The organism is Microcoleus sp. Pol7_B2, assembly GCF_036701035.1.
Classification (GTDB): Bacteria; Cyanobacteriota; Cyanobacteriia; order Cyanobacteriales; family Microcoleaceae; genus Microcoleus.
Genome location: NZ_JAUBQB010000016.1, coordinates 1 through 23,535, shown reverse-complemented (window position 1 = coordinate 23,535; position 23,535 = coordinate 1). Strand labels below are relative to the sequence as shown.

The 23,535-nt window shown below is 43.2% G+C and carries 18 protein-coding genes and 3 pseudogenes; 8 read left to right on the top strand and 13 right to left on the bottom strand.

The annotated features are described in order from the left end of the window. Positions 1 to 110 precede the first annotated feature (110 nt). The 3 genes from QUA57_RS09000 to cobA all read left to right on the top strand — a co-directional run bounded on the left by QUA57_RS09000 (position 111) and on the right by cobA (position 2,610). Entirely contained in the window at positions 111 to 794 is a 684-nt protein-coding gene (locus tag QUA57_RS09000) for a manganese catalase family protein (RefSeq protein WP_333036883.1), read from the top strand. Positions 795 to 1,060: 266 nt separating this feature from the next. Further along, positions 1,061 to 1,804, top strand: coding sequence for a sirohydrochlorin chelatase (locus QUA57_RS08995; RefSeq protein WP_333060412.1), 744 nt, complete (start codon positions 1,061 to 1,063; stop codon positions 1,802 to 1,804). Beyond that, complete coding sequence (cobA, locus tag QUA57_RS08990; RefSeq protein WP_333060413.1) at positions 1,801 to 2,610, top strand: uroporphyrinogen-III C-methyltransferase; 810 nt, start codon at positions 1,801 to 1,803, stop codon at positions 2,608 to 2,610. The genes QUA57_RS08995 and cobA overlap by 4 nt, the downstream gene beginning before the upstream one ends. 202 nt (positions 2,611 to 2,812) lie before the next feature. On the opposite strand, the pseudogene QUA57_RS08985 reads toward cobA, so the two are convergent. After that, a pseudogene (locus tag QUA57_RS08985) lies at positions 2,813 to 2,908 on the bottom strand (IS1 family transposase); the annotation flags it as partial. Between the two features lie 41 nt (positions 2,909 to 2,949). Between QUA57_RS08985 and QUA57_RS28665 the strand changes: the two are divergent. Then, positions 2,950 to 3,029 (top strand): annotated as a pseudogene (locus tag QUA57_RS28665) (IS1 family transposase); the annotation flags it as partial. Positions 3,030 to 3,097: 68 nt separating this feature from the next. Here the strand turns inward: QUA57_RS28665 and QUA57_RS08980 are convergent. Further along, entirely contained in the window at positions 3,098 to 4,273 is a 1,176-nt protein-coding gene (locus QUA57_RS08980) for a homocysteine biosynthesis protein (RefSeq protein ID WP_333036886.1), read from the bottom strand. Positions 4,274 to 4,461: 188 nt separating this feature from the next. Between QUA57_RS08980 and QUA57_RS08975 the strand changes: the two are divergent. Next, positions 4,462 to 5,073 (top strand): annotated as a pseudogene (locus QUA57_RS08975) (Uma2 family endonuclease); the annotation flags it as partial. Positions 5,074 to 5,209: 136 nt separating this feature from the next. On the opposite strand, the gene QUA57_RS08970 reads toward QUA57_RS08975, so the two are convergent. The 5 genes from QUA57_RS08970 to QUA57_RS08950 all read right to left on the bottom strand — a co-directional run bounded on the left by QUA57_RS08970 (position 5,210) and on the right by QUA57_RS08950 (position 9,759). Then, positions 5,210 to 6,385, bottom strand: a complete 1,176-nt coding sequence (locus QUA57_RS08970) for an AI-2E family transporter (RefSeq protein WP_333060414.1) — start codon at positions 6,383 to 6,385, stop codon at positions 5,210 to 5,212. 180 nt (positions 6,386 to 6,565) lie between these two features. Next, on the bottom strand, positions 6,566 to 7,183 hold the full coding sequence (locus QUA57_RS08965; RefSeq protein WP_333060415.1) for a Uma2 family endonuclease: 618 nt from the start codon (positions 7,181 to 7,183) through the stop codon (positions 6,566 to 6,568). A gap of 10 nt (positions 7,184 to 7,193) precedes the next feature. Further along, a complete protein-coding gene (locus tag QUA57_RS08960) occupies positions 7,194 to 7,343 on the bottom strand; it encodes a hypothetical protein (RefSeq protein ID WP_333060416.1) in 150 nt (49 codons plus the stop codon). Next, positions 7,315 to 9,456 (bottom strand): O-linked N-acetylglucosamine transferase family protein, encoded by a 2,142-nt coding sequence (locus tag QUA57_RS08955; protein WP_333060417.1) that lies wholly within the window; start codon positions 9,454 to 9,456, stop codon positions 7,315 to 7,317. The genes QUA57_RS08960 and QUA57_RS08955 overlap by 29 nt, the downstream gene beginning before the upstream one ends. Before the next feature lie 114 nt (positions 9,457 to 9,570). After that, positions 9,571 to 9,759: a hypothetical protein gene (locus QUA57_RS08950; protein WP_333060418.1), complete on the bottom strand. Its 189-nt coding sequence runs from the start codon at positions 9,757 to 9,759 to the stop codon at positions 9,571 to 9,573. Between the two features lie 383 nt (positions 9,760 to 10,142). Between QUA57_RS08950 and QUA57_RS08945 the strand changes: the two genes are divergently transcribed. The 3 genes from QUA57_RS08945 (at position 10,143) to QUA57_RS08935 (ending at position 14,264) form a co-directional block, all read left to right on the top strand. Next, positions 10,143 to 10,670 carry a type IV pilin-like G/H family protein gene (locus QUA57_RS08945; protein WP_333036893.1) on the top strand — a complete coding sequence of 176 codons (528 nt, stop codon included), beginning with the start codon at positions 10,143 to 10,145 and terminating at the stop codon, positions 10,668 to 10,670. A 136-nt stretch (positions 10,671 to 10,806) separates the two neighbouring features. Further along, positions 10,807 to 13,044 carry an O-linked N-acetylglucosamine transferase family protein gene (locus tag QUA57_RS08940; protein ID WP_333060419.1) on the top strand — a complete coding sequence of 746 codons (2,238 nt, stop codon included), beginning with the start codon at positions 10,807 to 10,809 and terminating at the stop codon, positions 13,042 to 13,044. 50 nt (positions 13,045 to 13,094) lie between these two features. Further along, a complete protein-coding gene (locus QUA57_RS08935) occupies positions 13,095 to 14,264 on the top strand; it encodes a glycosyltransferase family 2 protein (protein ID WP_333060420.1) in 1,170 nt (389 codons plus the stop codon). A gap of 72 nt (positions 14,265 to 14,336) precedes the next feature. On the opposite strand, the gene QUA57_RS08930 is transcribed toward QUA57_RS08935, so the two are convergent. The 6 genes from QUA57_RS08930 to QUA57_RS08905 form a co-directional block, all read right to left on the bottom strand. Further along, entirely contained in the window at positions 14,337 to 17,828 is a 3,492-nt protein-coding gene (locus tag QUA57_RS08930; RefSeq protein WP_333251057.1) for a tetratricopeptide repeat protein, read from the bottom strand. A 234-nt stretch (positions 17,829 to 18,062) separates the two neighbouring features. Continuing rightward, positions 18,063 to 21,818, bottom strand: a complete 3,756-nt coding sequence (locus QUA57_RS08925; RefSeq protein ID WP_333060422.1) for a class I SAM-dependent methyltransferase — start codon at positions 21,816 to 21,818, stop codon at positions 18,063 to 18,065. A 58-nt stretch (positions 21,819 to 21,876) separates the two neighbouring features. After that, positions 21,877 to 22,269 carry a tetratricopeptide repeat protein gene (locus QUA57_RS08920; protein WP_333060423.1) on the bottom strand — a complete coding sequence of 131 codons (393 nt, stop codon included), beginning with the start codon at positions 22,267 to 22,269 and terminating at the stop codon, positions 21,877 to 21,879. 213 nt (positions 22,270 to 22,482) lie between these two features. Then, complete coding sequence (locus QUA57_RS08915; protein ID WP_333060424.1) at positions 22,483 to 22,635, bottom strand: hypothetical protein; 153 nt, start codon at positions 22,633 to 22,635, stop codon at positions 22,483 to 22,485. A gap of 115 nt (positions 22,636 to 22,750) precedes the next feature. Next, positions 22,751 to 23,053 carry a hypothetical protein gene (locus QUA57_RS08910; RefSeq protein WP_333060425.1) on the bottom strand — a complete coding sequence of 101 codons (303 nt, stop codon included), beginning with the start codon at positions 23,051 to 23,053 and terminating at the stop codon, positions 22,751 to 22,753. Positions 23,054 to 23,062: 9 nt separating this feature from the next. Continuing rightward, positions 23,063 to 23,347 carry a Uma2 family endonuclease gene (locus QUA57_RS08905; protein ID WP_333251054.1) on the bottom strand — a complete coding sequence of 95 codons (285 nt, stop codon included), beginning with the start codon at positions 23,345 to 23,347 and terminating at the stop codon, positions 23,063 to 23,065. Positions 23,348 to 23,535 lie beyond the last annotated feature (188 nt).

Below are 23,535 nucleotides of genomic sequence, written 5' to 3'. Positions count from 1 at the left end.
GACCGAGGTTCGGTGCGATCGCTTGTCGCACAATGGATGCTGAAGGTGAACACAGCTACAAGTCTGCAATCCAGAGACTGTAACAACAGAATTAAAAGAGGTATCGATCCATGTTTTTTCACAAAAAACAATTAATGGCTGCGGTGACAGTAGACGAAGCCAACCCCCGTTTTGCCCAATTGCTCCTAGAACAGTTTGGCGGAGCAACCGGAGAACTCACAGCAGCTCTGCAATACTGGGTGCAGTCCTTTCACTGTGAAGATGCAGGGATTAAGGATATGCTCCAAGATATTGCAATAGAAGAATTCAGCCACTTAGAAATGGTGGGCAAACTCATCGAAATGCACACCAAAAACGTTGACCAAACAGAAGCTTATAAAAGCACTTTGTTTGCGGTGCGCGGTGTAGGTCCGCACTTGCTGGATAGCCAAGGTCAAGCTTGGACGGGTGCTTATGTCAACGAAGGTGGCGATGTAGTGCGCGATTTACGCGCTAATATCGGTGCGGAAGCAGGAGCTCGCCAAACCTACGAAGAGTTGATTAAACTAGCACCGGATATGGGAACGAAAAAGACGCTGCACTTTCTGCTGACTCGCGAAATTTCTCACACTGAAATGTTCATGAAAGCTCTCGAAGCGTTGGGTAAACTCACCGATCCGCTGTTCGGTAATATTCCGCCAGATTCCACTGTGGATCTCTACTTTAACTTGTCAACAAATGGCAAGGATGAACGCGGCCCTTGGAACTCAGAACCTACTTTCCAATACATTGCCGATCCCGCTCCCAAAGGTTAATTTGAGAGTTGTTTAGATTGTGTGGCTTAGAAGATTTAAGCCCATTATTAAGTAAATTTTAAGCCGCGCACCTTCTTTTGTAAGGTGCGCGGCTTAGAAGATTTAAGCCCTGTGTTGAGTAATTTTCAAGCTGGGTACTTTGCTTTAGTTGTTAGAGGTGCGCGACTCGGAAGCTTCCGGTTGAGGGTTGAGTATTTTTCAAGTCACGCGCCCTACGGTGTTACAATTATTTGAAATCCCGATCGAACATTAACATCAAATCCATATTGAAATTGCGATCATCCACCTATTTATTAGTCTCTCACGGCAGCCGCGACCCCAGACCCCAACTAGCTTTGGAAAACCTAGGTCAACTGCTGTCTCAAAATTTGGCTGACTCCTTCCCCGCAGTAGCAACCGCCACCTTGGAACTCGGGCCCGCACCGCTGCACGAACAAATTTGCAGTTTTGGCGAACGTACCCTGTCGCTGGGACTGACAGAATTGCAAATACTGCCTGTATTTTTATTGCCCGGAGTTCACGTCGCCGAAGACATACCTGCAGAGGTGGAAATTGCCCAAAAAACTTTTGGTGACAAGCTAAAAATTGAATTGCGCCCGCATTTAGGTTCCCAGGAAGCAGGCTTAACACAATTGGTAAAAAGTCAGATGCAAGAGGTGACTTTTCTTCCCAATCTGCTATTGCCAAAATGGATTTTATTATCTCACGGCAGCCGTCGCCCCGGAGGTAACTCGATTGTTGAGGAAATCGCCAGCCAACTCGGTGCGCTGACAGCTTATTGGTCGGTAAAGCCGAGTTTGGAAGAGCAAATTGAGAGTTTGGTTCGTGGTGGACAGCAGCAAATAGGGATTGTGCCATACTTCTTATTTAATGGAGGAATTACAGATGCGATCGCGAAAAATGTCGCACAGCTAAAGCAGCAATTTCCTGCGGCGGAACTTCATCTCGCAAATCCTCTAGGCGCAAGTGTACAATTAGCAGACTTAATTGGGAATTTAATTCAAAAATGAACCGCAGAGGCAAAGAAGAGGTAAAGGAAGAAAGAAAAATGTCTTTAGGAAAAGTGTATTTAGTAGGTGCGGGCCCCGGAGATCCGGGTTTGATGACTTTGAAGGGAAAAGCTCTGTTAGAATGCGCGGATGTGGTGATTTACGACGCTTTAGTCAGCCCTCAAATTTTGGCAGCAATCAACCCCCAAGCAGAACGAATTGATGCCGGAAAACGCAAAGGTCGTCACTCGTTAATGCAGGACGAAACCACTCAACTAATGATAGAAAAAGCTGGAGATAATGCGATCGTAGTTCGTCTCAAAGGCGGCGATCCATTTATTTTCGGCCGCGGCGGCGAAGAAATGGAAGAGTTGGTAAAAGCTGGAGTTTCAGTAGAAGTCGTCCCCGGTGTAACTTCTGGGATTGCGGCCCCTGCTTATGCGGGAATTCCTTTAACACATCGATCGTACAGTTCCTCTGTCACCTTTGTCACCGGTCACGAATCAGCGGGAAAATATCGACCGGAGGTAAATTGGCAGGCGATCGCCCGTGGCTCGGAAACCATTGTAGTATACATGGGAATCCACAATTTGCCTTACATTATCGGCCAGTTAACAGATGCAGGATTGAGTGCAGAAACGCCCATAGCGTTAGTGCGCTGGGGAACGCGGCCGGAACAAGAAGAATTGATCGGGACTTTGGGTACAATTGTAGAGCAAGTTGAGGCGGTCGGATTTGCAGCACCTGCGATCGCAGTAATCGGAAATGTCGTCAATTTGCACTCGATATTGTCTGGCTGTCGGCCAGTTTCTCAGACTGTAGAATAAGCGGGAAAGTTGGGTCAGAAGCGATCTAATTTCGATCGCTTTGATTTCGCTCCCTCTGATTTGGCTCATCAGCGGAGACGAGGACTCGCTCGATGTCATTCCAATGTCATTCCTGGAGGCATAAATGACATAAAAATGTCATTGCTCACTCTTGAGTGTTAGCTTTCGCGCTCTATTATGGGTGTTGCACCAAGTTGAATGATTAAGAGAACAGAGGAATCCGCCCGTACTTAAGATAGTAGATCAGCAAGCGTACTGACTTGTACAACATATCAACGGACTTGGAATAATATAAAGTCTGGTGTTGCATCATGGAGAATGATGTGATGAAATATGCCAATGCCTTGCCCTCCCACAGTCAAAGTTCCAAAGTGGTAAAAAATCGACACCGCCAAGGTAAACAGAGCTATCTGTGTCGAAGATCATCTTTGAATATCCTCTTGTGGTTCATTCAAGTTATAATTCGTGACTTTAGCCTAGCGACTGTCTATTCCAGCCTCACTTGGGCCCCCCACAAATCTTGCGGGAGAAATACTCTGTCGGTGGGTAGGGGAGCAACTGGGGCCGTGAGGGTAAATTGACCCGCTTCAATTTGCTGCTTCAATTCCAATGCTACTTGCCGGGAGAGAAACATACTCGCAAGGGGGGCGGCCCGTACTGGTTTGCCCTCGATGAGAATGCGGCCAGTCTTTAATTGAGCATAGCTGACTAAACCGAAGGTGGGACGAACGCGCCGGGGGATAGAGAAATCTACCACCGGCGCTACTATTTTTTTGTCTGATACTGCACAGTGGGCGACGACTGTTTCGTTTAAGACTGGAAACGGGATGCCGACTCCCAGCATCAGGGATGGGCCGTAGTTTTTGAAGTAGCAGCCGCGCACCCATTTGGAGTTCATCTGTTTGGCGTCGCCGATGAGTGCGAGGGTGGCGGCCGGGCCGATGGGGGTGCGGTTCGGCTGGCGTTTTTGCAGCGGGAAGTGCTGGGTTCCTTCCCAGGTGATGTAGCCCTGAGCGCCTCCTAGAAAGATGCGGGTGCCGATGCCGATGATTTCGAGGTCGGGGTCGTTTAGCAGGGGAGACATGGCTCCAAGGTTCGAGTAGACGGCGTTGCCGAGGTTTGGTTGCAGGGGGCCGAGGTAGGTGAACAGCGGGCGATCGCCCCCGTTGACGCCAACAATAAAGTTTTGATATGCGTTGCGGGGATTGAATAAATAAAACTGGTTGATTGTATCGCGGGTAATCGTGGTTTCAAAGGAGGCGCGGGGGTAGCAGTCTGTTACCTGCCCCAAGGCGCGCAACTGCACGGGTTTGCCTGCTATTAAGTCTTCGATGACGTGTCCGCCGCCCCGTTCGCGGGATTCTTCGCCGTCTTCGGCTACTTGGGTGGCTCCCAGGTACAGGTCTACTGCCCCGAAGCCGGAGTAGGCTAAAACGCCGTCTAGCCAGCACTGGCGGATTTTTATGGGCGGGTCGGTATGACCGAGGTTGATGATTGCACCGGAGGATTCCATCGGCTCGAAGGTGCCGGTGGTAATGACATCGACTTCTTTGGCTGCTTGGGTAATGCTGGTTTCTTGAACTCTAGTTTTGAGTTCTTCGATTGTCCAGACTGTGGCTTTGCCTTGGCTGATTTTATCGTTGATTTCGTCGATCGATCTCATAATATTTTAGATTTTGGATTTTAGATTTTAGATTTTCAATTGATTGATTTTGGAGTGATTTTGATTTGGGATTGATGGAATGTCATCGAGCGAATGCTGTTTTGGCGATCGACCTCGGTTTGATAACACCGCAAAATGCTATAACAGATATCAGGATTATATTATAAATAAAATAAAGAGCGATCGTTATGACTCAAGCGATATTAAAACCAGTCACCTTGGATGAATTTATTGACTGGTATCCTGAAAATTCGGTCAATCGTTACGAAATGCACAATGGAACTATTGTTGAGATGCCTCAAGCAACCGGAGAACATTCAGAAGTAGCAGGCTTCCTTTTCGCTGAACTCAACTTTGAAATCAGATGACTAGGGCTTCCTTACTTCGTTCCCAAAGAATGCGTTGTCAAAGCTGATAACGAGCTATCGGGTTACGAACCGGATGCGATCGTTTTGGACAGGCAAGGGACGGACAGCGAACCGAGATGGAAAAAGGAATCTATCATTACAATGGGTAGTTCTGTCCGGCTAATTGCCGAAGTTGTCAGTACCAATTGGCGGGATGATTATGGCTACAAATTGGTTTACTACGAAGCTTTGGGCATTTCTGAATAATGGATTGCGGACTATTTGGTAGGTGGCGGGCGACGTTATATTGGCAATCCTAAACCACCTACTTTTTCTGTTTACCAGTTGGTTGACGGTAAGTATCAAGTCTGTCAGTTTAGAGGGGACGAGCGGGTTTTTTCGCCCACATTTGGGCAGTTGAATTTGACGGTTAAACAGATTTTTAGCGCTGGCACAGATACGGTAGAAAATGGGAGGCTTGAAGATAGTTATTTGAGGGTGTTCGTACCACATTTTTCCTCAGTTGGTAGTGAATACTTCTGTCCTATAACTGGGAATTAATCAGAACTGAAGTCATTCTGAATTTTAACTATAGATTTTCAGGAGCCTCATTTTCAGCATGATCGGGGATGTCTGGTTTCTGTTCTGGTAAATATTTTTCTGGCAAGCTTTCGGCTATTCCTATAGATTCATGTTTTTCCTGGATAGCAGAATCGATTGCTGCTAAGGTTTTAGGACTGGCACTCCACTGGTTTAGAATATCTTTAATGAGGGCTTCCCTAATCCAAACTTGAGCTACAACGGTGAGGGGGAGAGCTAGCAATAAGCCTAAAAATCCAAAGAAGGTGGCGAAGAATACTTGAGCTATTAATGTTACTGCTGGCAGCAGTGATACTTGCTGTGCCATGACGTAAGGGGTGAGGAGGTTGCTTTCAAATTGTTGAATTAGAAAGTAGAGGATCAGCACAAAACCGGATTTTAACGGCGAGTCTAAAAGTGCGATCGTCACTGGAGGAATCACGCTCAAACCAGGACCGATATTGGGTATTAGGTTCAGCAAGCCGGCTAAAACAGCGTGAGCTAGAGCTAGGGGAACCTGCAATACTGACAAACCAATTAAACTCAGGAAAGTGATGACGCTCATGCTAATTAAAGCACCGATTACCCATCGACCGAGCGCTATTTCGCATTCATCTAAGATGCCATCGATTCGCCGCCGATAAAAAGAGGGGAAAAGTTGTATAAATGCTTGGCGGTAAGAGAGAGGTTCTGCTAATGTCATCAATGTCAAAACTATGACTAGCAAAAAGCTGAGAATAACACCTAATGTGTTACCGACAAAAGCTCCTGCACCGCCGACGAGTTGATTGAATAGGGGTTGCAGTTGTTGGATAATGTCGTTAATATCAAGATTCGGTAGCCGCTGACCCATTTGTCCCGAAAATCGAGTTTCAATCTGATCGATCCACTCATTTAATTTTGCTATTCCTTGAGGACCTCTTTGGGTAAGTTGCTGAAACTGTTGGGCAAAGGGTGGTACAATGATGAGGAATAATCCTACGAAGATGAGGACTAGGAAGCTAACTGATAAAAGTACGGCGATCGATCTTTTGAGTCCGAATTTTTGCAAGTAGCGTGCTAGTCTGTTTAAGGCTGTGGCTAAGACGACGGCGGCAAACAGCAGCAGTAGGGCCTGCCTGATTTGCCACAGGATGTAACAAGATGCGATGAGGGCTAATAAGCCCATCCACTGTCCTAGCTTCATTAGATTTTAGATTTTAGATTTTAGATTTTAGATTGAGGAATAGGGTATGGGGAATTGCTGCTTGGTAATTGTTCCGCAGCCCAGAAGCGATGAATCGCCTTTATATCAAGATACAGCAGATGCGCGCGATCGCATCTTTAATCAGATACCCCTACTCGGACATTAGCATAAGCAGCCACCTCAATTCCGTTTGGCGAACACCTGCTGCGCTGTCAGCTTCAATTCTGGGCAAGTTGGGGACTTAATACCCTCGCCGCCTCTGAACAGTTTGACTTGGTATTCCCCGTCAATTAGTTGGTAAACCGAAAAGGTTGGTTGCTTGGGGTGGCCGATGAACGGTCTGCCGCCCAATCCTAGATAGTCTATAATCCAATATTCCTGAATACCCATTGACTCATATGCCTCAAGCTTTAGGGCATAATCATCCCCCCAATTAGTGCTAGTTACCTCGACGATTAGAGGGACTGATGAACCCATTGTGATAATTGATGATTTTTCCCATCGCGGCTCGTTGCCAATGGTTTGTTCGTGGAGTACAATGATATCTGGTTCATATCCAGATTCCTCGCGCATGGGTTTGATGAGGCATTCTTTGGGGATGAAGTAGGGCAAATTGAGATGCTCAATCTCTATTCCGACTTTCAGTGCGGTAAAATCGGCGACTTTAGAATGTTTACCTGTTGCTTTTTGTATTTCAACAATTTCTCCATTGTGCAGTTCGTAGCAGTGTTCTGAGTTCTCAGGATACCAGTCAATGAATTCATCGAATGTTACTAATTCAGGTATGATTTGAATCATGGTCACTCCCTCAAGTGTAGTTTTGATAAGCTGTACGGGGAATTAAGATTTGGGCAAAAACATAGTCTTTAGACCAAGTAGCGATCGCACTTTTTGATTGCGTCTCTACTGCTGCTGTTGGCGCGATCGCCCTAACCAATAGAATTCTTGTTACCTTCAAGTCTTTCTCGAACAACTTCTTGATAAAAAGTCTCTAAAGCTGTCACGCAAACTTTATCGTCAAACAGATCACCTTGTCGCTGACTCATGCGTTGTGCAATGTCTCGGCGCCACTTTGAATCTATACCCAACTTGACAGCTATTTGAATATATTCTTCTTCATTTTTGGCGATTGTGTCTGTTACTCCCAGCCTTTTGAGAAAGCTATAAGCATGAAGTCCCCGCATAAATTCTCCCTGACAAGTTACTATGGGTAAATTGCAAGCGATCGCCTCCAAAGACGTATTCCCGCCCGACCAAGTAAAAGTATCTAAAAAAACATCAGACAGAAAGTTAATTGCTATGTAATCTTGTCGAGTTGGAATAGTTCGGAACAGACAGTAATCTTCACTGTCGAGATTCACAGCAGCAAAAGCACGCTTTAACCGTTCCCGCAGCAATTCGCCGCGCGGAAAAATAAACTGAGCTTGCGGAAGGCGGCGGGCAATCTCTGCTAAAATAAAATCATATTGTGGTAAGTATTTGAAAGGAGCTTGGCAGCAAAAATAAATAACGGCATCTTCTAGCAGGTTAAAATCTGAGCGAGTTTGGGTTAATTGACCAACAATCGGTTTTGGGTAGGCAACGCCAATATTAGGCAACTTAATTAAGGTTTCTGAGTAGTGAAATTGTGCATTTTCTGGTTCCATCAATTCACTGGAAATAAAATAATCAATCGTCGGTAAACCAGAGGTTACAGGATGTCCCCACGCCGAACATTGCACGGGGGCAAGACGCAAAGCTGCTATTTGTATAGTTGGTGCGTCCATACCAATTTCTGGGAAGACCAGGATATGCAATTTGTCATCAATAATTTGTTGACATACGGCTTCTAGGTTGTGAGGAATGTGGTGAAATCTATCGCTGTATTGGCGAAATTGTTCCGTAATTGGATCTGGATCGTTCCCCGTATAGTAACAGTAAATTTCAAATTGTTGGTGGTTGCAATAACGCAGCCAGCCAGTTAACCATAAAGTGCCACTGTAAGAATGCAAATAACTAGAAATATAACCGACTCTAATTTTGCCATTTTCCAGCAGTGGAGGCATTGATTGCGGTTGCACCCACGGCGAATAGTTGGCGACCATAACTTGATGGACTAAATTAGCATACTTTGATTGCGATTCCACAACATTGTAAGCCTGATATGCTAGGTAAAAATTAGTGAAACTACTAAAACCCCGCAAAGCATTAATTTTGTCTTCTGGAGTTTTTAGGGAGGTTTGCTGAATTAAATTTTCTAATCCTTGGACAAATCTTTCCCTGTAAAATAGGATTTCATCTGATGTGTTATAAACAATCGGCAAGGTTAAGTGTTTGAATAGTTGAAAAACATATTCATTGGGCAGTATTTTCGTTGCTTTTTCTGCACTTGATATAGCTTCTTGAGTGCGTCCGTTTTGCTGGAAAATTTTGATAATTTGAAAGTGCAGTTGTCCTGCTGTTGGGTAATGGTGGATGCCTGATTCAAGAATCCAGATCGCTTCTTCGATTCTGTTGAGGTTTCTTAAACACTCGCTTAAGTTACCATACAGTTCTATATCTCCTATCTGGGATACTAAAAACCTTTGATAGTGCTTAATGGCAGCTTCGTATCTTCCTTGACGATAGAGTTGGTTGCCGAATTCTCTCAACGCTAATGCTTGAGAATCAACAGTTATATCGCTAAGTTGTTCCTGTTCCACTACTGGAAGTTCTGCGGTTCCAGACTCTGCTATTGCTTGGTGATTTTCCGCATTCAACTTAATTCGATATTGAATCTGTAGCAAAATATCCTGCCACTGGCTTCGAGTGAGGTTTTCTAATAAAATAATTTCTGGGTCGCAGCTAGTATCTAAATCTTCTTCCATGAAAAGATTCATCACAATCGCTGATAAAATTAGATTGGCATCTAACTCGGAGTTTTCTAAAGGTTCGCTCACATATATTAAAATAGTGATAAAATCGCAATCGGGATGACTTACCAGACTCCTAATAATTAGTTCTAACTCTAAATAAAGAGATTCTTCGGGTTGGTTCCAATCAGGAAAAATCAGCAAATTTAAGGGTTTGAAATTTAAGGTGGCTAGATCCATGTGATTGTCTGTCTCATCTATATTGCTGGGCAGGGTGGCGTTTTGGTGTGAATGTTCGATCGCCCCTGGTTTAATTTAACTCGTCTTTGGGGGCGGGCGATCGCCCTCCATCCCCTATCTTGGCTGTTGGCGCGATCGCCAGCCGAGGATGGCAGCTAGGATGATACTGGGGGAAAACACGGCGATTAGGGCGTTGAAGTCGGTAGAGGGTATGGATAAGCTAGGCCCTGCGTACTTGATGGCTAGAGAAAGGGCGACGGAAAGGGTGAATACTTTGAGGATGGGGCTGATGTTGGTGTTCATGAAGCTGGTAGTTGGGTATATAATTTGGTTTTGGGAGGGAGAAGAGGGGCGATCAAACTTAAAAGAAGAAGCGATAGTGTGGAACAGCAACTGGTTCTGTACAATTGCTTGTGGAGAGGAAAGATGCAAACTTACTACTGCAAGCTAGCTCAAGCTTAGATTACTGCATCCCCTCACCTTAAAGTCGGCGAGCCAGAAGATGGCTTGGGATGAAGTCAAGGAACTGTTAACAAAGCTGGAGCCCTTTGCCCATAAGCTTTTAGACTTATAGGAGCGAGGCGATAAAAAAAAAATGCCGGGATGATATGAAAACGAAAGAAACTGGGTAAGTTATCTGTAGGAGTTAGAAATCAAGCATCGCACGCCTTTAGGAGAAACTCATCATGAAGACTGAATTTAAAGCCAGATTCCTGCAACACCTCAACAAGAAAAGACAGGATAAGGGTTTTACCCTGATTGAACTGCTGGTCGTTATTATCATCATCGGTATTTTGTCTGCTATTGCTTTGCCCTCTTTCCTCAACCAAGCCAACAAAGCCAAGCAGTCAGAAGCTAAGCAGTATGCAGGTTCAATGAACCGCGCGCAGCAAGCCAAATACGCCGAGGATGGTACATTTAAATCTGGGGTTAACGATCTGGGGATTGGCATCAAAACTCAAACCTCTAACTATGTCTATACCATCACGAACAACACTCCGGGCAGTATAGTTGCTAACATAGCAGTACCTTCTTCTCCTGCACTCAAAGGCTATACGGGAAATGTAGCTTTAATCATACCAACGGGTCAAACAGACGCAACCACGGTGGCAATATTGTGTGAAACAACTAGCGCAGGAGTCAGTGGTGCTCCAGGTACAATAAACACTAATAACGTAACGTGTGGTGGAAGCCAAACTGAAGTCTCGAAGTAACAGAGGTATCGGAACAAAAATGGTTTTTGCCAGCCGAACCTAAAATCTGTACGGAAGCGGGTAGTGTTTTTTATACTACTCGCTTTTTGTAATTAGTCAAATTTATTTGATCAATAGTCTTAGTAACTTTTATTTTATGACTGTTACATACTTATCTACTGAGCCAGCAGACTGGCACCAACAAATTGAGCAGTGCAAGCGCCAGGGAGATTACAGGGAGGCTGCAAACCTTTATGAGCAAGCCATTGAAGCCGAACCGGATACAAAATCCTACTACTGGCATTTGGGCTTGTTGCTGCTGTTGCAGGGGCAAGAGGCAGAAGCTCAGACAACCTGGCTGTTAGGCATGGCAGAGGGAGATCCGGAACAATGTGAGCTGTGGACTGCGGAACTAATACAAGTGCTGCAAACAGAAGCAGAGCAGCAGCAAAACCTTGGCAACCATTTAGTGACATGGGCGATCCGGCAACACCTGCGAGAGATTAATCCTGTAGATATTAACAACCTATTGCATTTGATAGGACTCTCTATCTTGCTTGAGAATTACACAGGAGACGAGCTGACTTCTCTGGGCGTAATCGAAATGCTCAATTTACAGCCTCCGATAGAGTTAGACTCCGAGTTATTAATGCAAGTTTTGCATAGTGTTTTAGAATGCGCTCCTTTGCATCCGTCTTCCCTAGAACTAGCGTCAGCCACTCTAGCCCATGTCCGGCACCCTGAAGTTTTCATTGAAATCGTACTGCGAGCCTCTATAGAAATTGCTTACTCGGCGCGACTACCAACAATAGCGGTAAGCTTTGTTGAGTTAGCCGTGAGTTTAGCTCCGGAAAATCTCGGGATATTGCTGCATTTGGCAGGATTTTACCAAAATGCTCGGCAATATGAGGAGGGAATAAAAATGGCAAAATTGTGCTATTCGTTAGCCAATGAATTGCCAGATAAAGTTTTTGCTAATCACAAGCTGCTGCGAGGGTTGATGAGTGCAGGTGGATATTGGGAAGAGGTTGGTTCGGTGATGGAAAGGCACGATTTACTGCTGAAATCACTGATAGCAGAACAGCCGACATTGCTGAATCCAGTCACAGTTCAAAACTTATTTCTTAGTCCCTTCTTTTTACCATATTTTGAAGACAATCCTCAAAATAATAGAAAGATTCAAAATCAAATATCTAAACTGTGCCAAGCGAATGTTCAAATTTATGCTAAGGAACAATCAGAGCGATACCCACACAGACGAGATCTTAGGAAAAATATTAATGAGTCTGACAAACCGTTGAAGATTGGCTACATATCGCATTGCCTCAAAAGACATTCTGTGGGATGGTTAGCGCGATGGTTATTTTACCATCACAATCGCGATCGCTTTAAAATTTATGGTTATTATATTAATGCTAAAAAGCACAGCGACAATTTACAAGAGTGGTATATTTCTCAATGTGAAACTTCATACAAACTTGGCATTGATGGGCGGGAAATTGCTGAGCAAATTTATCAAAATGAGATTGATATCTTAGTTGATATCGACAGCATTACCCTGGATGTTACTTGTGAAGTGATGGCCCTAAAACCTGCACCAGTTCAAGTCACTTGGCTCGGATGGGATGCTTCAGGAGTGCCTGCAATTGACTACTATATTGCCGATCCATATGTTTTACCAGAGTCAGCCCAGAATTATTACACAGAAAAAATTTGGCGCTTGCCCCAAACTTATATAGCTGTAGATGGTTTTGAAGTGGATGTACCAACTTTGCGTCGCGATCAGTTGGATATTCCTGATGACGCGGTGATTTATCTTAGTTGTCAGACGGGGTACAAACGGCATAAAGATACAGCGCGATTACAGATGAGGATTCTGAAGGAAGTCCCGAATAGTTACTTTTTAATTAAAGGTACGGCTAGCGAAGAATCGATTAAATGCTTCTTTACCGAGTTGGCCCAAGAACAAGGTGTCGAGTGCGATCGCTTGCGGTTTCTACCAGAAGTGGCATTAGAGGGAGTTCACCGAGCTAATTTGGGTATTGCAGATGTGGTACTAGATACCTATCCTTATAATGGAGCTACTACAACCCTCGAAACTCTGTGGATGGGCATTCCTCTAGTTACACGGGTAGGCGAACAGTTTGCTGCTCGTAACAGTTACACTATGATGATGAATGTAGGTGTGACGGAGGGGATTGCTTGGACGGATGAGGAATATGTGGAATGGGGTATACGCTTAGGAAAATATCCGGCTCTGAGGCAACAAATTGCTTGGAAATTGCGACAATCTAGGCAAACTTCTCCCCTGTGGAATGCTAAGCAGTTTACACAAGAGATGGAGAAAGCTTACGAACAGATGTGGCAAATTTATGTGAAGAACCATCATTCATAAAACTGCTGATAGCAATGTATTACATAACTTTAGCTGTGGAGGATAGTTAGGTGAATGATTCTTTAGATGAGGTCATTAGCCCTCGATTGTCCCTTTGCATGATTGTTAAAGATGAAAAAGAGAATTTATCGAGATGCTTAGAGAGCGCTAAACCTTACGTTGATGAAATAATAGTAGTAGATACTGGTTCTCAGGATGGTACGCCGGAGATTGCCCTTCTATATGGAGCAAAAGTCGATTACTTCAAATGGTGTGATGATTTTTCAGCAGCTAGGAATTTTTCTCTTTCCTTGGCATCGGGCGACTGGATTTTAGTGTTGGATGCTGATGAAGAATTAGTTGTTAATACTGATTCGTTGAAGGAGGAATTAACTTCACAAACCGAAGTCATAGCATATTTACTGATGCTAAGCGAAGCAAATGCTGTAGAGGGCACAACCCCATTAAAAACACCTAGGCTATTTCGCAATCTTCCAGAACTTAGATATGTAAGTCGCCTGCACGAATATATAGACTTAAAGAATTACTGCCATCGACCAAACTTTTTGGTTCAGCTAGAAAGTTTGAGAATTTTGCACCATCCCAAAACGGAGCCGGAAAAAATCCAGCAAGAACTGATAGAGCGTGACATTACTATTTTGGAGCGCATCCAACAGGAGGAAGGTCTTAGCTTAAGACTTCTTTATAGTCTGGCTGGTGTTTATGGGGCTACTCAGCAAACTGAAAAAGCTCAAGAATGCTACGCAGAAGCTTTTGAGCGACTTTTTCCCGACTTGATGGAAGGCAACCCGCCGGATGATTTTGCTTTTATTCCCTCTCTGATTTTTACATTGGCGGGGCAGTCATTGCAGAATCAAGATTATGAAACGGCACGCTTACTTTGTCAGCGGGGTCTTGAGTGGTGTGCCAACTATCCGCCCATAAGTTACATAGCTGGAATGACTTTAATTGCTTTAGGATTTCCTCTCGGAGCTGTTGCTTATTTTGAGAATTGCTTGCAACTTGGTAAAGAGGCGAGTTACTACGCAGGAGAGCCTTTCGAGCTAAGTTTTATGACAACTTATCCCACCTGTGGTTTAGGTGCTGCCTACATTCAGATGAAGTCCTGGCAAGCAGCTATATCCGCATTTGAACTAGCGCTTGATTTTGATGAAAACTGTACAGAAGCTAAACAAAATATAGATAGAATTAAAGCTTTGCTTAATCAAGGAATGCAATGATTGAGAAATGTGGCAAAGGTAGGTTGTAGGTAAACCTTCACAACAGAATCGCTGCTCGATTTTCAACACCTGCTATTTGTACCCTATTGCCACAATATCCCAGTTTTCTCGCCGTACTTCTAAATCGCGGAAACCTGCTTGCTGCATTTTGTCCTCCAGGCTGTGGACTGTGAATGCTGTATGGTGAGCCATGTAGTAATTGCCATGAGCGATCCTTTTCCTAAAACCATAGAACATATCAATGGCTGCGATCGGGCCAGCAGGAGAAATATACAGGGGAGAATCTTCTAAGTTGCCCTCAGCTACAGCCTCTGCTGCTATCTGGATATCTGGAACAAGAATCATGGCGAAGCCGCCTGGCTTTAAGACGCGGTGGAATTCTGCTAAAACAAGCGGCACTTGATGATAATAAACGTGTTCCACATTGTGGGATGAATAAACGGCATCAACTGACTCGCTGGGTACACCACTCATATCTGTGATTGAGCCGATGATATCCGGCCTCACAGCAGGGTCAATATCCAGTCGCACTTCTTGCCATTCATCCGTAGGGAAGGTTTCAGGTAAACTATCTGGACGATAAGGCCCGCACCCAACATGGAGTACAGTCTTAGTTAAGCTATTTTGAAATAGAGTTTTTGGCAAGATCCACGGTTCTGTTTCTTGTTGCTTTAATCTTTCTTGCACAACTTGTTGGTAGAATTGCTCAAGTCCTTGGACACAGGTTTTGTCTTCATAAAGATAAGCATGACGCTCGCTCATCGACTGCGAGATATCCTGCCGCCATTTGAGGTCTAATCCCAATTTCACGGCAATCTCAATATACTCTGCTTCATTTTGGGCAATGGTATCTGTCACCCCTAACATTTTCAAGATTCCACAGGACTGACGACCTCGCATGAGTTCACCCGCACAGGTCACAATAGGTAAATTGCAGGCAACTGCATCAAAAGTGGTGTGACCCCCCGAAAAACTTAAGGTATCCAGAAAAACATCTGAATTTAACATGAGACTGGTGTAACTCTCCCTGTCTTGACCGGGCAAAAATACACAATAATCCTCGCTATTCAAATTAACTGCTGCAAAAGCATTGTGTAACCGCTGGCGAAATTTTGTTTCGAGAATTTTAGACGCATCATTAAAAAACTTCGATCTAAAGACAAATACAAGCTGAGCTTGGGGAACTCGGCGAACTATTTCGACAAAGATATAATCGTATTGCGGTAAATATTTAAAACTCAATTGACAAGATAGATAGATAACTGCTCGCTCGCGAAGCTGAAAATCTGAACGAGTTTTAGTTAGTTTGGGGCTCAACGGCTTTGGATAGGAAATTCCCAGATTGGGCAGCCGAACTAATTGTTCAGTATAGTGTTCTTGGGCATTTTCTGGTTCGAGCAAGTCACCAGACAAGAAGTAATCGATGGTTGGCAGTCCCGAGGTAACTGGATGTCCCCAGGCAGTACATTGAATTGGAGCCAAACGCAGGGATGCCAATTGAGTTGTAGGCGCCCACATCCCAATGGCTAAAAATACTAGTATATGCAACTGGTCTTTAAAAATTTGCTGAGAAACTGCTTCTAAGTTGTCTGGTATGTAATAGTAAAAATCACTTAACAGTTGAATCTTTTTATTCGTGGAGCTTATACCTAAATACGAACCTGTGTTGTAGCAAAAAATTTCAAACTTGTCCCTGTCGCACCCCTCTAGCCAACCTAATATCCACTTAGTTGCACTGGAATTACCCATTGCATCAGAAACATAACCAATCCGGATTTTACTATTGTTTTTCAGCGGGGGGAGGGGCATAGGCACTACCCATGCAGGATAACTAGCAGCTACGACTTTATGAATAAACTTCCCATGCTGTTCTTGCAATTCTAAGTCGTTATAGCCTTGATAAGACAGATAAAAAGTTGCCGGTATAAGACTCGTAGCGGACAAGGCTTTTTTTCTAGCTTCGGGAGTATCTAATTTAGTTTCGTTGATTACATTTTGTAGTCCTTGGATAAATTTATGGCGGTAAAATTCTATTTGTTCATAACTTTCATAAAAGGATGGCAATAATAATTGGTTGAGGATATAAAGAAACAAATCATGTGGATGAGTCAGGGATGCTTCGGTGGCGCTAGCAATTGCTTCTTGAATACGACCACTCTCATTCAAAAACTCAATCATAAGGCTGTAAAGTGCTGTTTCGTCTGGATAACGGTTTATGCCCTCTTGCAAAATGCTGAGACTTTCTTCTTCTTGATTCAATTTATTTAAACAAGTTGCCAATGCAATATAATCATTACTCTCTACACATTGATCTATATCTAACAGTTCTTTGAAAAACTCAACAGCTTTTTTATATTCTTTTTGGCGATAGTAAGCATAACCAAAATAACTTAGTGACTTGGATTTTTCTCCTTTAGCTTCGTAGGCTAATCCTATATTGTTCAGAATATCGGGATCTCGAGGTTTGAGACTTAAAGCTTGTAGAAAAGCCTCTATTGCTGCATCCCAGTTACTATTAAGCATCAGAATATTACCCAAATTTTGGTAACTGCCAAAATCCTGAGGGTTTTCTTTAATCGCTTGGCGATAAACATCCTCTGCTTCTTGGATATGTCCTATTTGAAGTAAAATGTTGCCGAGATTGTTGTAAGCGTCAGTATATTGGGGATCGAGATAAATTACCTGCCGATACGCCTCAAGAGCTTGATCGAAACTCGATATTTTTTCTAAAACTAAGCCAAAATTATAATGGATAGAAGCCTTTGAGGACTCAATTTCTAATGCTTTTGAAAGTGCATCAATTGCTTCTTTATATCTTTCAGTTAAATAGTAAATAATTCCCAAATTCATCCAAGCAGCCACATTATTGATTTCATAAAGCAATAATGTGTAATACTTTTGCTCTGCTTCCGCATATCGATGCTCATGAGTTAATACTAGTGCTTTTGTTAAGAGGGCGGTAAATAATTCTTTTTGCTGCTTGGATTGAGTTTTTTTATGAGATTCTAAGACGAATTTACTGTGGCGATTCTCTTGTATGTAAGTATTATTTTTAATATTCTCTACATCCCAACTTAAAATAGATATACCATTCCAAAAACTTTCCTCTAAAAAGTTTTTGGTCGGCAAGTTAAGCAAAAATTTACTGTGAGGAGTGACGGCTGTAAAATCCAATACAGCTTGCTGAACTTCACTTGAGTTAGTGTTACTTAAAATAATTATAGCTCGGTCAGCCAGAAAAGGTTTTACTAATAGCAAAGCTAATAGGTGAGAACGGTAGTCATAAGTCGCATCATAAAAATAAACACCAATTTTTTCATCCAGTCCTATCTGTTGCAGTTCGTCAAAAAAATCCTCAAAATCTTGATTGCAAAAAAATACTTGATCCTGCAAATTAAATTTAGATAGATTATTTGTCAGTTTTTCAAAGTTTTCACCGGAATCGTCAAATTCGGAAAAATTATCTACGGCATAAGCCATACAGTCTGGATGATCCAGGAGGGTACCAATTAAACTAGCTCCCCGCAAGCAGCCAATCTCACAATATACTTCCCCAGGTTCCATGCAGTCTATGGCAAAATTAAGCAACTGCATAATATTTGCTGTCGTCATTCCCTCCACTTGTTCAAGTACCTTCCCAAATCTCTGAGACTTCGGCTGCACGGAGGGGAAATTCCAATTATCGTAAAAATTGGGAAGCTGTTCGATAAATCTTTGAAAGTCCATAGAAATGTAATCCTTAAGTTAGATGGGTCAGTTGCCGGTGTCCGTGTCTTCTTTCTAATAGACAAAATTATACTATTGCATATGCCATCCTCCGGTTTCTAATTGAACAACTTTCTTGTTGCTGAAGCTATCAAGTTCATATGAAGGAAGAGTTGTGGCTTTCTGATATGCGATCGCCTCTCTATTTTCATTTTCCAAAACCATTCTTCCATAAAGACGTGGCATCAGAGCTTCCCACTGAATTTCACTTAATTGTCTTATCATGGAAATTTCCGGTCCTTCGGAGACATCTATATCTTCTTCCATCAGCAGATTCATCGCCACACTAGACAAAGCTAAATAAGCATCTTCGTCATTAATGTTGCTGTAGTATATTATGAGAGTGATCTTACTTTTGTCTGGGTGAGTTGCGATCGCCCTCACTACTCGTTCCAATTCTAAACCAAGAGACTCTTCTGCCTGCGTCCAATCTGGAAAAATAATTAGATTAATCTCTTTCAAGTTTAAACGCACTAGAGTTGCGTCAATTAGGGCTGAACTAACCGTTGTCGCCATTTTTGACCAAGAGAACTTTTTGGCTTGTTCCAACCCAGCGGCGATTAATGAGTTGCGAACCTTCGGTTTTTGTACCTCGCAAAGTGCATCGGCTAAACCCTCAACATCCCGATCGTTCACATATAATGCCGCCTCGCCTGCAACTTCTGGAAGAGAAGAATTAGGACAAGTAATGACAGGACAACCGCAGGCTATTGCCTCCAGTATAGGCAAGCCAAATCCTTCATATTTTGATGGATAAACCAATGCAACAGCACCAGCATAAGCTAATCTCAACTCCTCATCATTGACTCGCAGCTTGTGAACTACACAACCTGAAGTATAAGATCTCAATTCTGATTCTAATAACACTCCACTCCCGGTACACACAATTTCAAAACCTTGTTTGCTGGCAAGTTGACCAAAAGCTTGAAAGAATAATTTAATATTTTTATAGTCCGAGCCACCTCCGACAGAAATAAAGTAGGGTTTGGATATCGCATACTTGGTTTTAAAACCATTAATATCTTCTTGGCGCGCTGGTGAAAAAATACTTGAAAGTCCACAGTGAGCAACTGTTACCAACTCTGAAGAAATATCGGGAAAGAACTCTATCAGGTCACGGGCTGTATTTTCTGAAATTGAAATGTATGCAGATGCGTGGCGAATCGCATAGTGCTTTTCTTGCCACATAGGTTCATTAAAATTTGCTCCTAAAACTTCAGGAATCATGTCATAAGCCATGAACACAGAAGGGGTTGATAGTGGCGTTGTATAGTAAGTGGAGATAAATAAATCAGCACCTTCCTCATCGCAGACTTGCTGCAACATTTCGCGGTCAGCATCCGTGCTTCCGTAGTCATAAAGTGGTACATGGCGATACCAGATTCCAGAAATTTTTGGTGCTGTTCCAGCCCTGTCAAGAACTACGATATGCTTGGCAAAACCGTTTTTGGCCCATTCTTCTAGCAAAGATTTCCAGACACGAGAAATTCCTGTGCTGTAGAGTTGGAAAAACACGCCATCAATGATAATTTTAGGATCTTTTGTGGGGGTTATTAAAGTTTTATTTGGTAAATCCTCTGATGCTAGAAAATGCCAACCCGCGCTTTTAAGTTCTTTCTGTGCGATCGGGACTACACCGCAGGACTCGGCAGTATCAACGGTTGTTCCATCCTGCACCCAGCCTAAATACTGGCGTAATAGAGCTGGAAATTTAGTCTGCTGCTGCAAAGCTGTCCATTGCGAGAGAGCATTGGTATAGCCATAATATTGTTCTTTAAACCTCAATTGTTCTGGTATCACATAAGCAAAGTGCTGGAAAACTAATCCCAGGTTTTCTGTTTCTTCGTGTCGAAAAGCGTTGAACTCTGCCACATTTCTCAACTCACCATCTGGTAAAGGTTCAGCTAAAATGGGGGGTTCATGGCGTACCCAGACATGACCAGGCTTAAACCTCCAAGTTCGCAACCATTCTTGTGCAGGATTCTGAGCGTAACAGTTGCGACTGCTAATCACCAACTTCTCTCCGACAAAATACCAGCACCAATAGAAAGCCGCTGTTTTTTCAGGATGATAGATGAACATCTGTCGCGCTGTGCAGATTTGCTCGACAGTCCACAATTCATCAACATCTACTTGCCATAGCAAACATTCCTGATTAATATTTTCCAATGGTGCATTAACCATTTCACGTTTGCCTTCCCAGAAAATACCCTCCGGTTTACGATAAACAGTGACATTTTCTGGATATAGCTGTGCCAGTTCGTCTAGGTATTCTGCTGTGCCGTCATTGCTGCGTCCCTTGGAGTGGATTTCGTCGGTAATACGTCCGCCATTTCGCAAAGACCACGCTGTATCATGCTTCAAGTCCGCTACACCCTCGACTATATGCCAATGCCATTTATAGGGGAGTTGTTTGAATACTTCTATGTGATACTCGATGAATGGTTCACCATTGAGGACAATAGTAAAGAAGTGAATCGGTAATTCGGGTGATGAAGTAGAGGAGAAAGCAGTCAAATTTTTTTGACCGCAGGCGAGAGTGGACGAATACTCATGATTGAGCAAGCGATGTTTGGCAATATTGTGCCATACACGTTCAGAACCAGGCCAAGTAGGTACAACGTCGTGATGAAACGCTATCCATCCCCCATCTTTGACAAGGGGGAGTGACTGCTCATAGTCTTTCAAAACGTCTAAAAACTGATGAGAACCATCAATAAAAATAAAATCAATAGCTTTCTCGCCTGCTAATCCTTCCCACTGGCTTAATATTTGATGCGAATAACCCCGCAATGGTACTACATATTGAGATAATCCATTTTTTTCTATATTTTCTTGCCATATATCAAAAAAGTTTCTGTCCGAAAAGTCCGTATCATTTCCGTCCCATGTATCTATGCAATAAATTTTTCGATTAGTGCCTATGCAGGCATAGGACATGGCAACGGTGGAGCGTCCTTTGTACGAGCCTATTTCAACGATTACAGCATCATTGGGGAGGGACTTTACTTTATTGAAAAGGTACTCTTCTTGCCCTGGAACCATGAAACCTTGAATGGCTTCAACAGCAGACTGAATGGTTGTATAACTGACTGGTTGAACTGCCCTTTTCTTGAAAATCGCAAACCCATTGCGTACACTATTGTTTTCGGTGATCAGAGTATAATCGGAATCCTGATACATCCGCTGGAGATTATGATAATTTTTAAATGTATTAATATCATCTAAAATAATATATTTTGCTCCACAAACCTCGTCTAGTTCTGAACTGCCAGTAAATTCCGATCCATCTATTAGTACAACGTCAAAAAAATCTATATTGTTTTGTTCTTTAATTTGATCTATACCCCTCCCTGATAGCCCTGATTGCTTTATATATTCAATATCCTGATGCAGCCAGTTTATGACCTGTTCAAGTGGATAGTAGTTCAGATTTGTGTGATTGCTTTTGTAAAATTTAATGACTTCCTCTTCATCAGCAAACTGTTCTAGTGAAACAGACGAGAGGTTGTAGCACTTTACAAAAGGATCGTCCTTGTAAGTATTTTGAAGTTCTGCAAACCGAGGCTTTGAAATTTCTAGGCAGAATAATGTTGGCTGATTGGGATTTTGCCGCAGCCCGGTTACAAATGCTTCTGTGCTACCTTGCCCTGAAGATGACCCTATTTCTAAAACTGTTTGAATATCTTCTTCTTTGGCAAGATTTTGGATGACTCTGTAAAAATCATCGTTTTTAATTTCAGGAGGAATCAGACGGTTGAGTTCATAATCGAAAACGTTATTTTCCATTATTTTAGAGAGCCTGTTTTCAACTTGTTTATTGGCTTACCTATCGCCCTTTCCGCTACTATTTCCCCTTCGCCTGCCCCAACAGCGCCTTATAATCCGCCCGATCGGGATTTAGCTTCACCAACTTCTCCAAAGGCTCGATTGCCCCCACCTTATTATTCATCTGCAACCGCACATTTGCCAACCCCTCCAGAGCCGTCTGATTCTGCGGTTCCCGCTGCAAAACCGTCTCATATCCCCGTTCCTGCGCCGCCAGCAAAGATTCCTGAGAAACTGCTACCGGAGCAGATTTTTGCTGGTGCTGGCTGCTCAAACCGCTGCCGAACAGACTCACCATACCAAAAATTGCCGAACCACCAAAGCCAACCATTGATACTAACGCAAAAATCTGCTTAATTCGATCGCTCCGATGAACCCGACTATCACTAGATTTTTTATGTGTACTTTCCATTGCTAACTCTTGGTGTCGCTGTTTTCCAGGCACTCGCAAAGCACCTAATCTCTAGAATGCCCAAGTTCGATCGCAAAACGATCGCCCTTCGCCATTTAAAATTTGAGACCCATTCTATTCCAATCCACAAAACCTGAGATTTGTCAAGGACATTTAGGTGAAAATAACACGCGGGCGATCGAGATTGGTGAAGCGTGATCGCACCCTTACTTTTTAGCCGTTACTCTCTGACATTTCGCCAAACCGAGCTCGGTAACGCGGTAGCAAAGATGTGAGTTCAGGAGCACGCTGGCGTTCCCCTTCTAGTGCTGAGGCTAATTCATCAGAAAGCCGATCGATTTTTTCTTCTAATTTTGTTGCAGTCATGCCGCTCGCTCCTTAATTGTGGTTATTTTTAATCGAAAACGCCCTTGCTGACTCGATTGTGCAATCAAAATGGGATTGGATTAAGGGCCGAAAGGTCGATCGAGCTCCCACACCTTCAAATGCCATCAGGATCGATGCCTTGGCTTCTCAAGTATGCCATTAGTCGATCGGCCCTCTGGCGTTCCTCTTCGGCCCTCTGGCGTTCCTCTTCGGCGCGCTGCCGTTCCTGTTTCACCCGTTCCGCACCCCACAGCAGCAAATTGCCATCCTCATCCCACCAGCGCAACCAATAACCCCTTCTCTGAGATTTTTCACCTTCCCAAACCCCCAGAAATAAACCCATTGATTCTATCCAGAATCGCTGATTAGCATCCGGTTCTTGCAATTCGTATTCTCCCGATGTCGAGAGTCTGTACACTTCCAATACTCACGATTTTGGTTCAAATATTACATAAATTGGTATCTCCAAAATTCGCTCATAAAACCGCAATTTTCCGTAAGGATATGTCGGTTTGTTTGAATATTCACTACCGTCAGTATCCGATAAAAATTCCATCACTACAGCAGGTACTTCTCCCTCAGCATTGCGCGTATAACTGCGGCGAACTTCTCCTGGTTCTGCTGGCAATACCGACGGAACATACACCCAATCAGGTGCTTTTACTACTGTTTTGTCGTTAACTTTGGCACAGAGTCCAAAATTGGAAGCTATAGCAATCCTAAATGATTTTCTATATCTATAGCCATCCTAAATGATTTTCTCTGTGTAAGTATATTGACGTATTTTGGGGAAATCAAATTTATGTTCGTTACTAAAAAAATCAAACAAAAATTTGACAATCTTAAAAGACCTACATAAATACCAATACTTTCTTAAAAAGTTTTTAGCTTGTAACCAAA

Excerpts from the sequence above, each read along its gene's own strand:
- QUA57_RS09000 (WP_333036883.1), top strand. The coding sequence starts at position 111 with ATGTTTTTTCACAAAAAACAATTAATGGCTGCGGTGACAGTAGACGAA.
- cobA (WP_333060413.1), top strand. The coding sequence starts at position 1,801 with ATGAACCGCAGAGGCAAAGAAGAGGTAAAGGAAGAAAGAAAAATGTCT.
- QUA57_RS08980 (WP_333036886.1), bottom strand. The coding sequence starts at position 4,273 with ATGAGATCGATCGACGAAATCAACGATAAAATCAGCCAAGGCAAAGCC.
- QUA57_RS08970 (WP_333060414.1), bottom strand. The coding sequence starts at position 6,385 with ATGAAGCTAGGACAGTGGATGGGCTTATTAGCCCTCATCGCATCTTGT.
- QUA57_RS08965 (WP_333060415.1), bottom strand. The coding sequence starts at position 7,183 with ATGATTCAAATCATACCTGAATTAGTAACATTCGATGAATTCATTGAC.
- QUA57_RS08955 (WP_333060417.1), bottom strand. The coding sequence starts at position 9,456 with ATGGATCTAGCCACCTTAAATTTCAAACCCTTAAATTTGCTGATTTTT.
- QUA57_RS08950 (WP_333060418.1), bottom strand. The coding sequence starts at position 9,759 with ATGAACACCAACATCAGCCCCATCCTCAAAGTATTCACCCTTTCCGTC.
- QUA57_RS08945 (WP_333036893.1), top strand. The coding sequence starts at position 10,143 with ATGAAGACTGAATTTAAAGCCAGATTCCTGCAACACCTCAACAAGAAA.
- QUA57_RS08940 (WP_333060419.1), top strand. The coding sequence starts at position 10,807 with ATGACTGTTACATACTTATCTACTGAGCCAGCAGACTGGCACCAACAA.
- QUA57_RS08930 (WP_333251057.1), bottom strand. The coding sequence starts at position 17,828 with ATGGAACCTGGGGAAGTATATTGTGAGATTGGCTGCTTGCGGGGAGCT.
- QUA57_RS08925 (WP_333060422.1), bottom strand. The coding sequence starts at position 21,818 with ATGGAAAATAACGTTTTCGATTATGAACTCAACCGTCTGATTCCTCCT.
- QUA57_RS08920 (WP_333060423.1), bottom strand. The coding sequence starts at position 22,269 with ATGGAAAGTACACATAAAAAATCTAGTGATAGTCGGGTTCATCGGAGC.
- QUA57_RS08915 (WP_333060424.1), bottom strand. The coding sequence starts at position 22,635 with ATGACTGCAACAAAATTAGAAGAAAAAATCGATCGGCTTTCTGATGAA.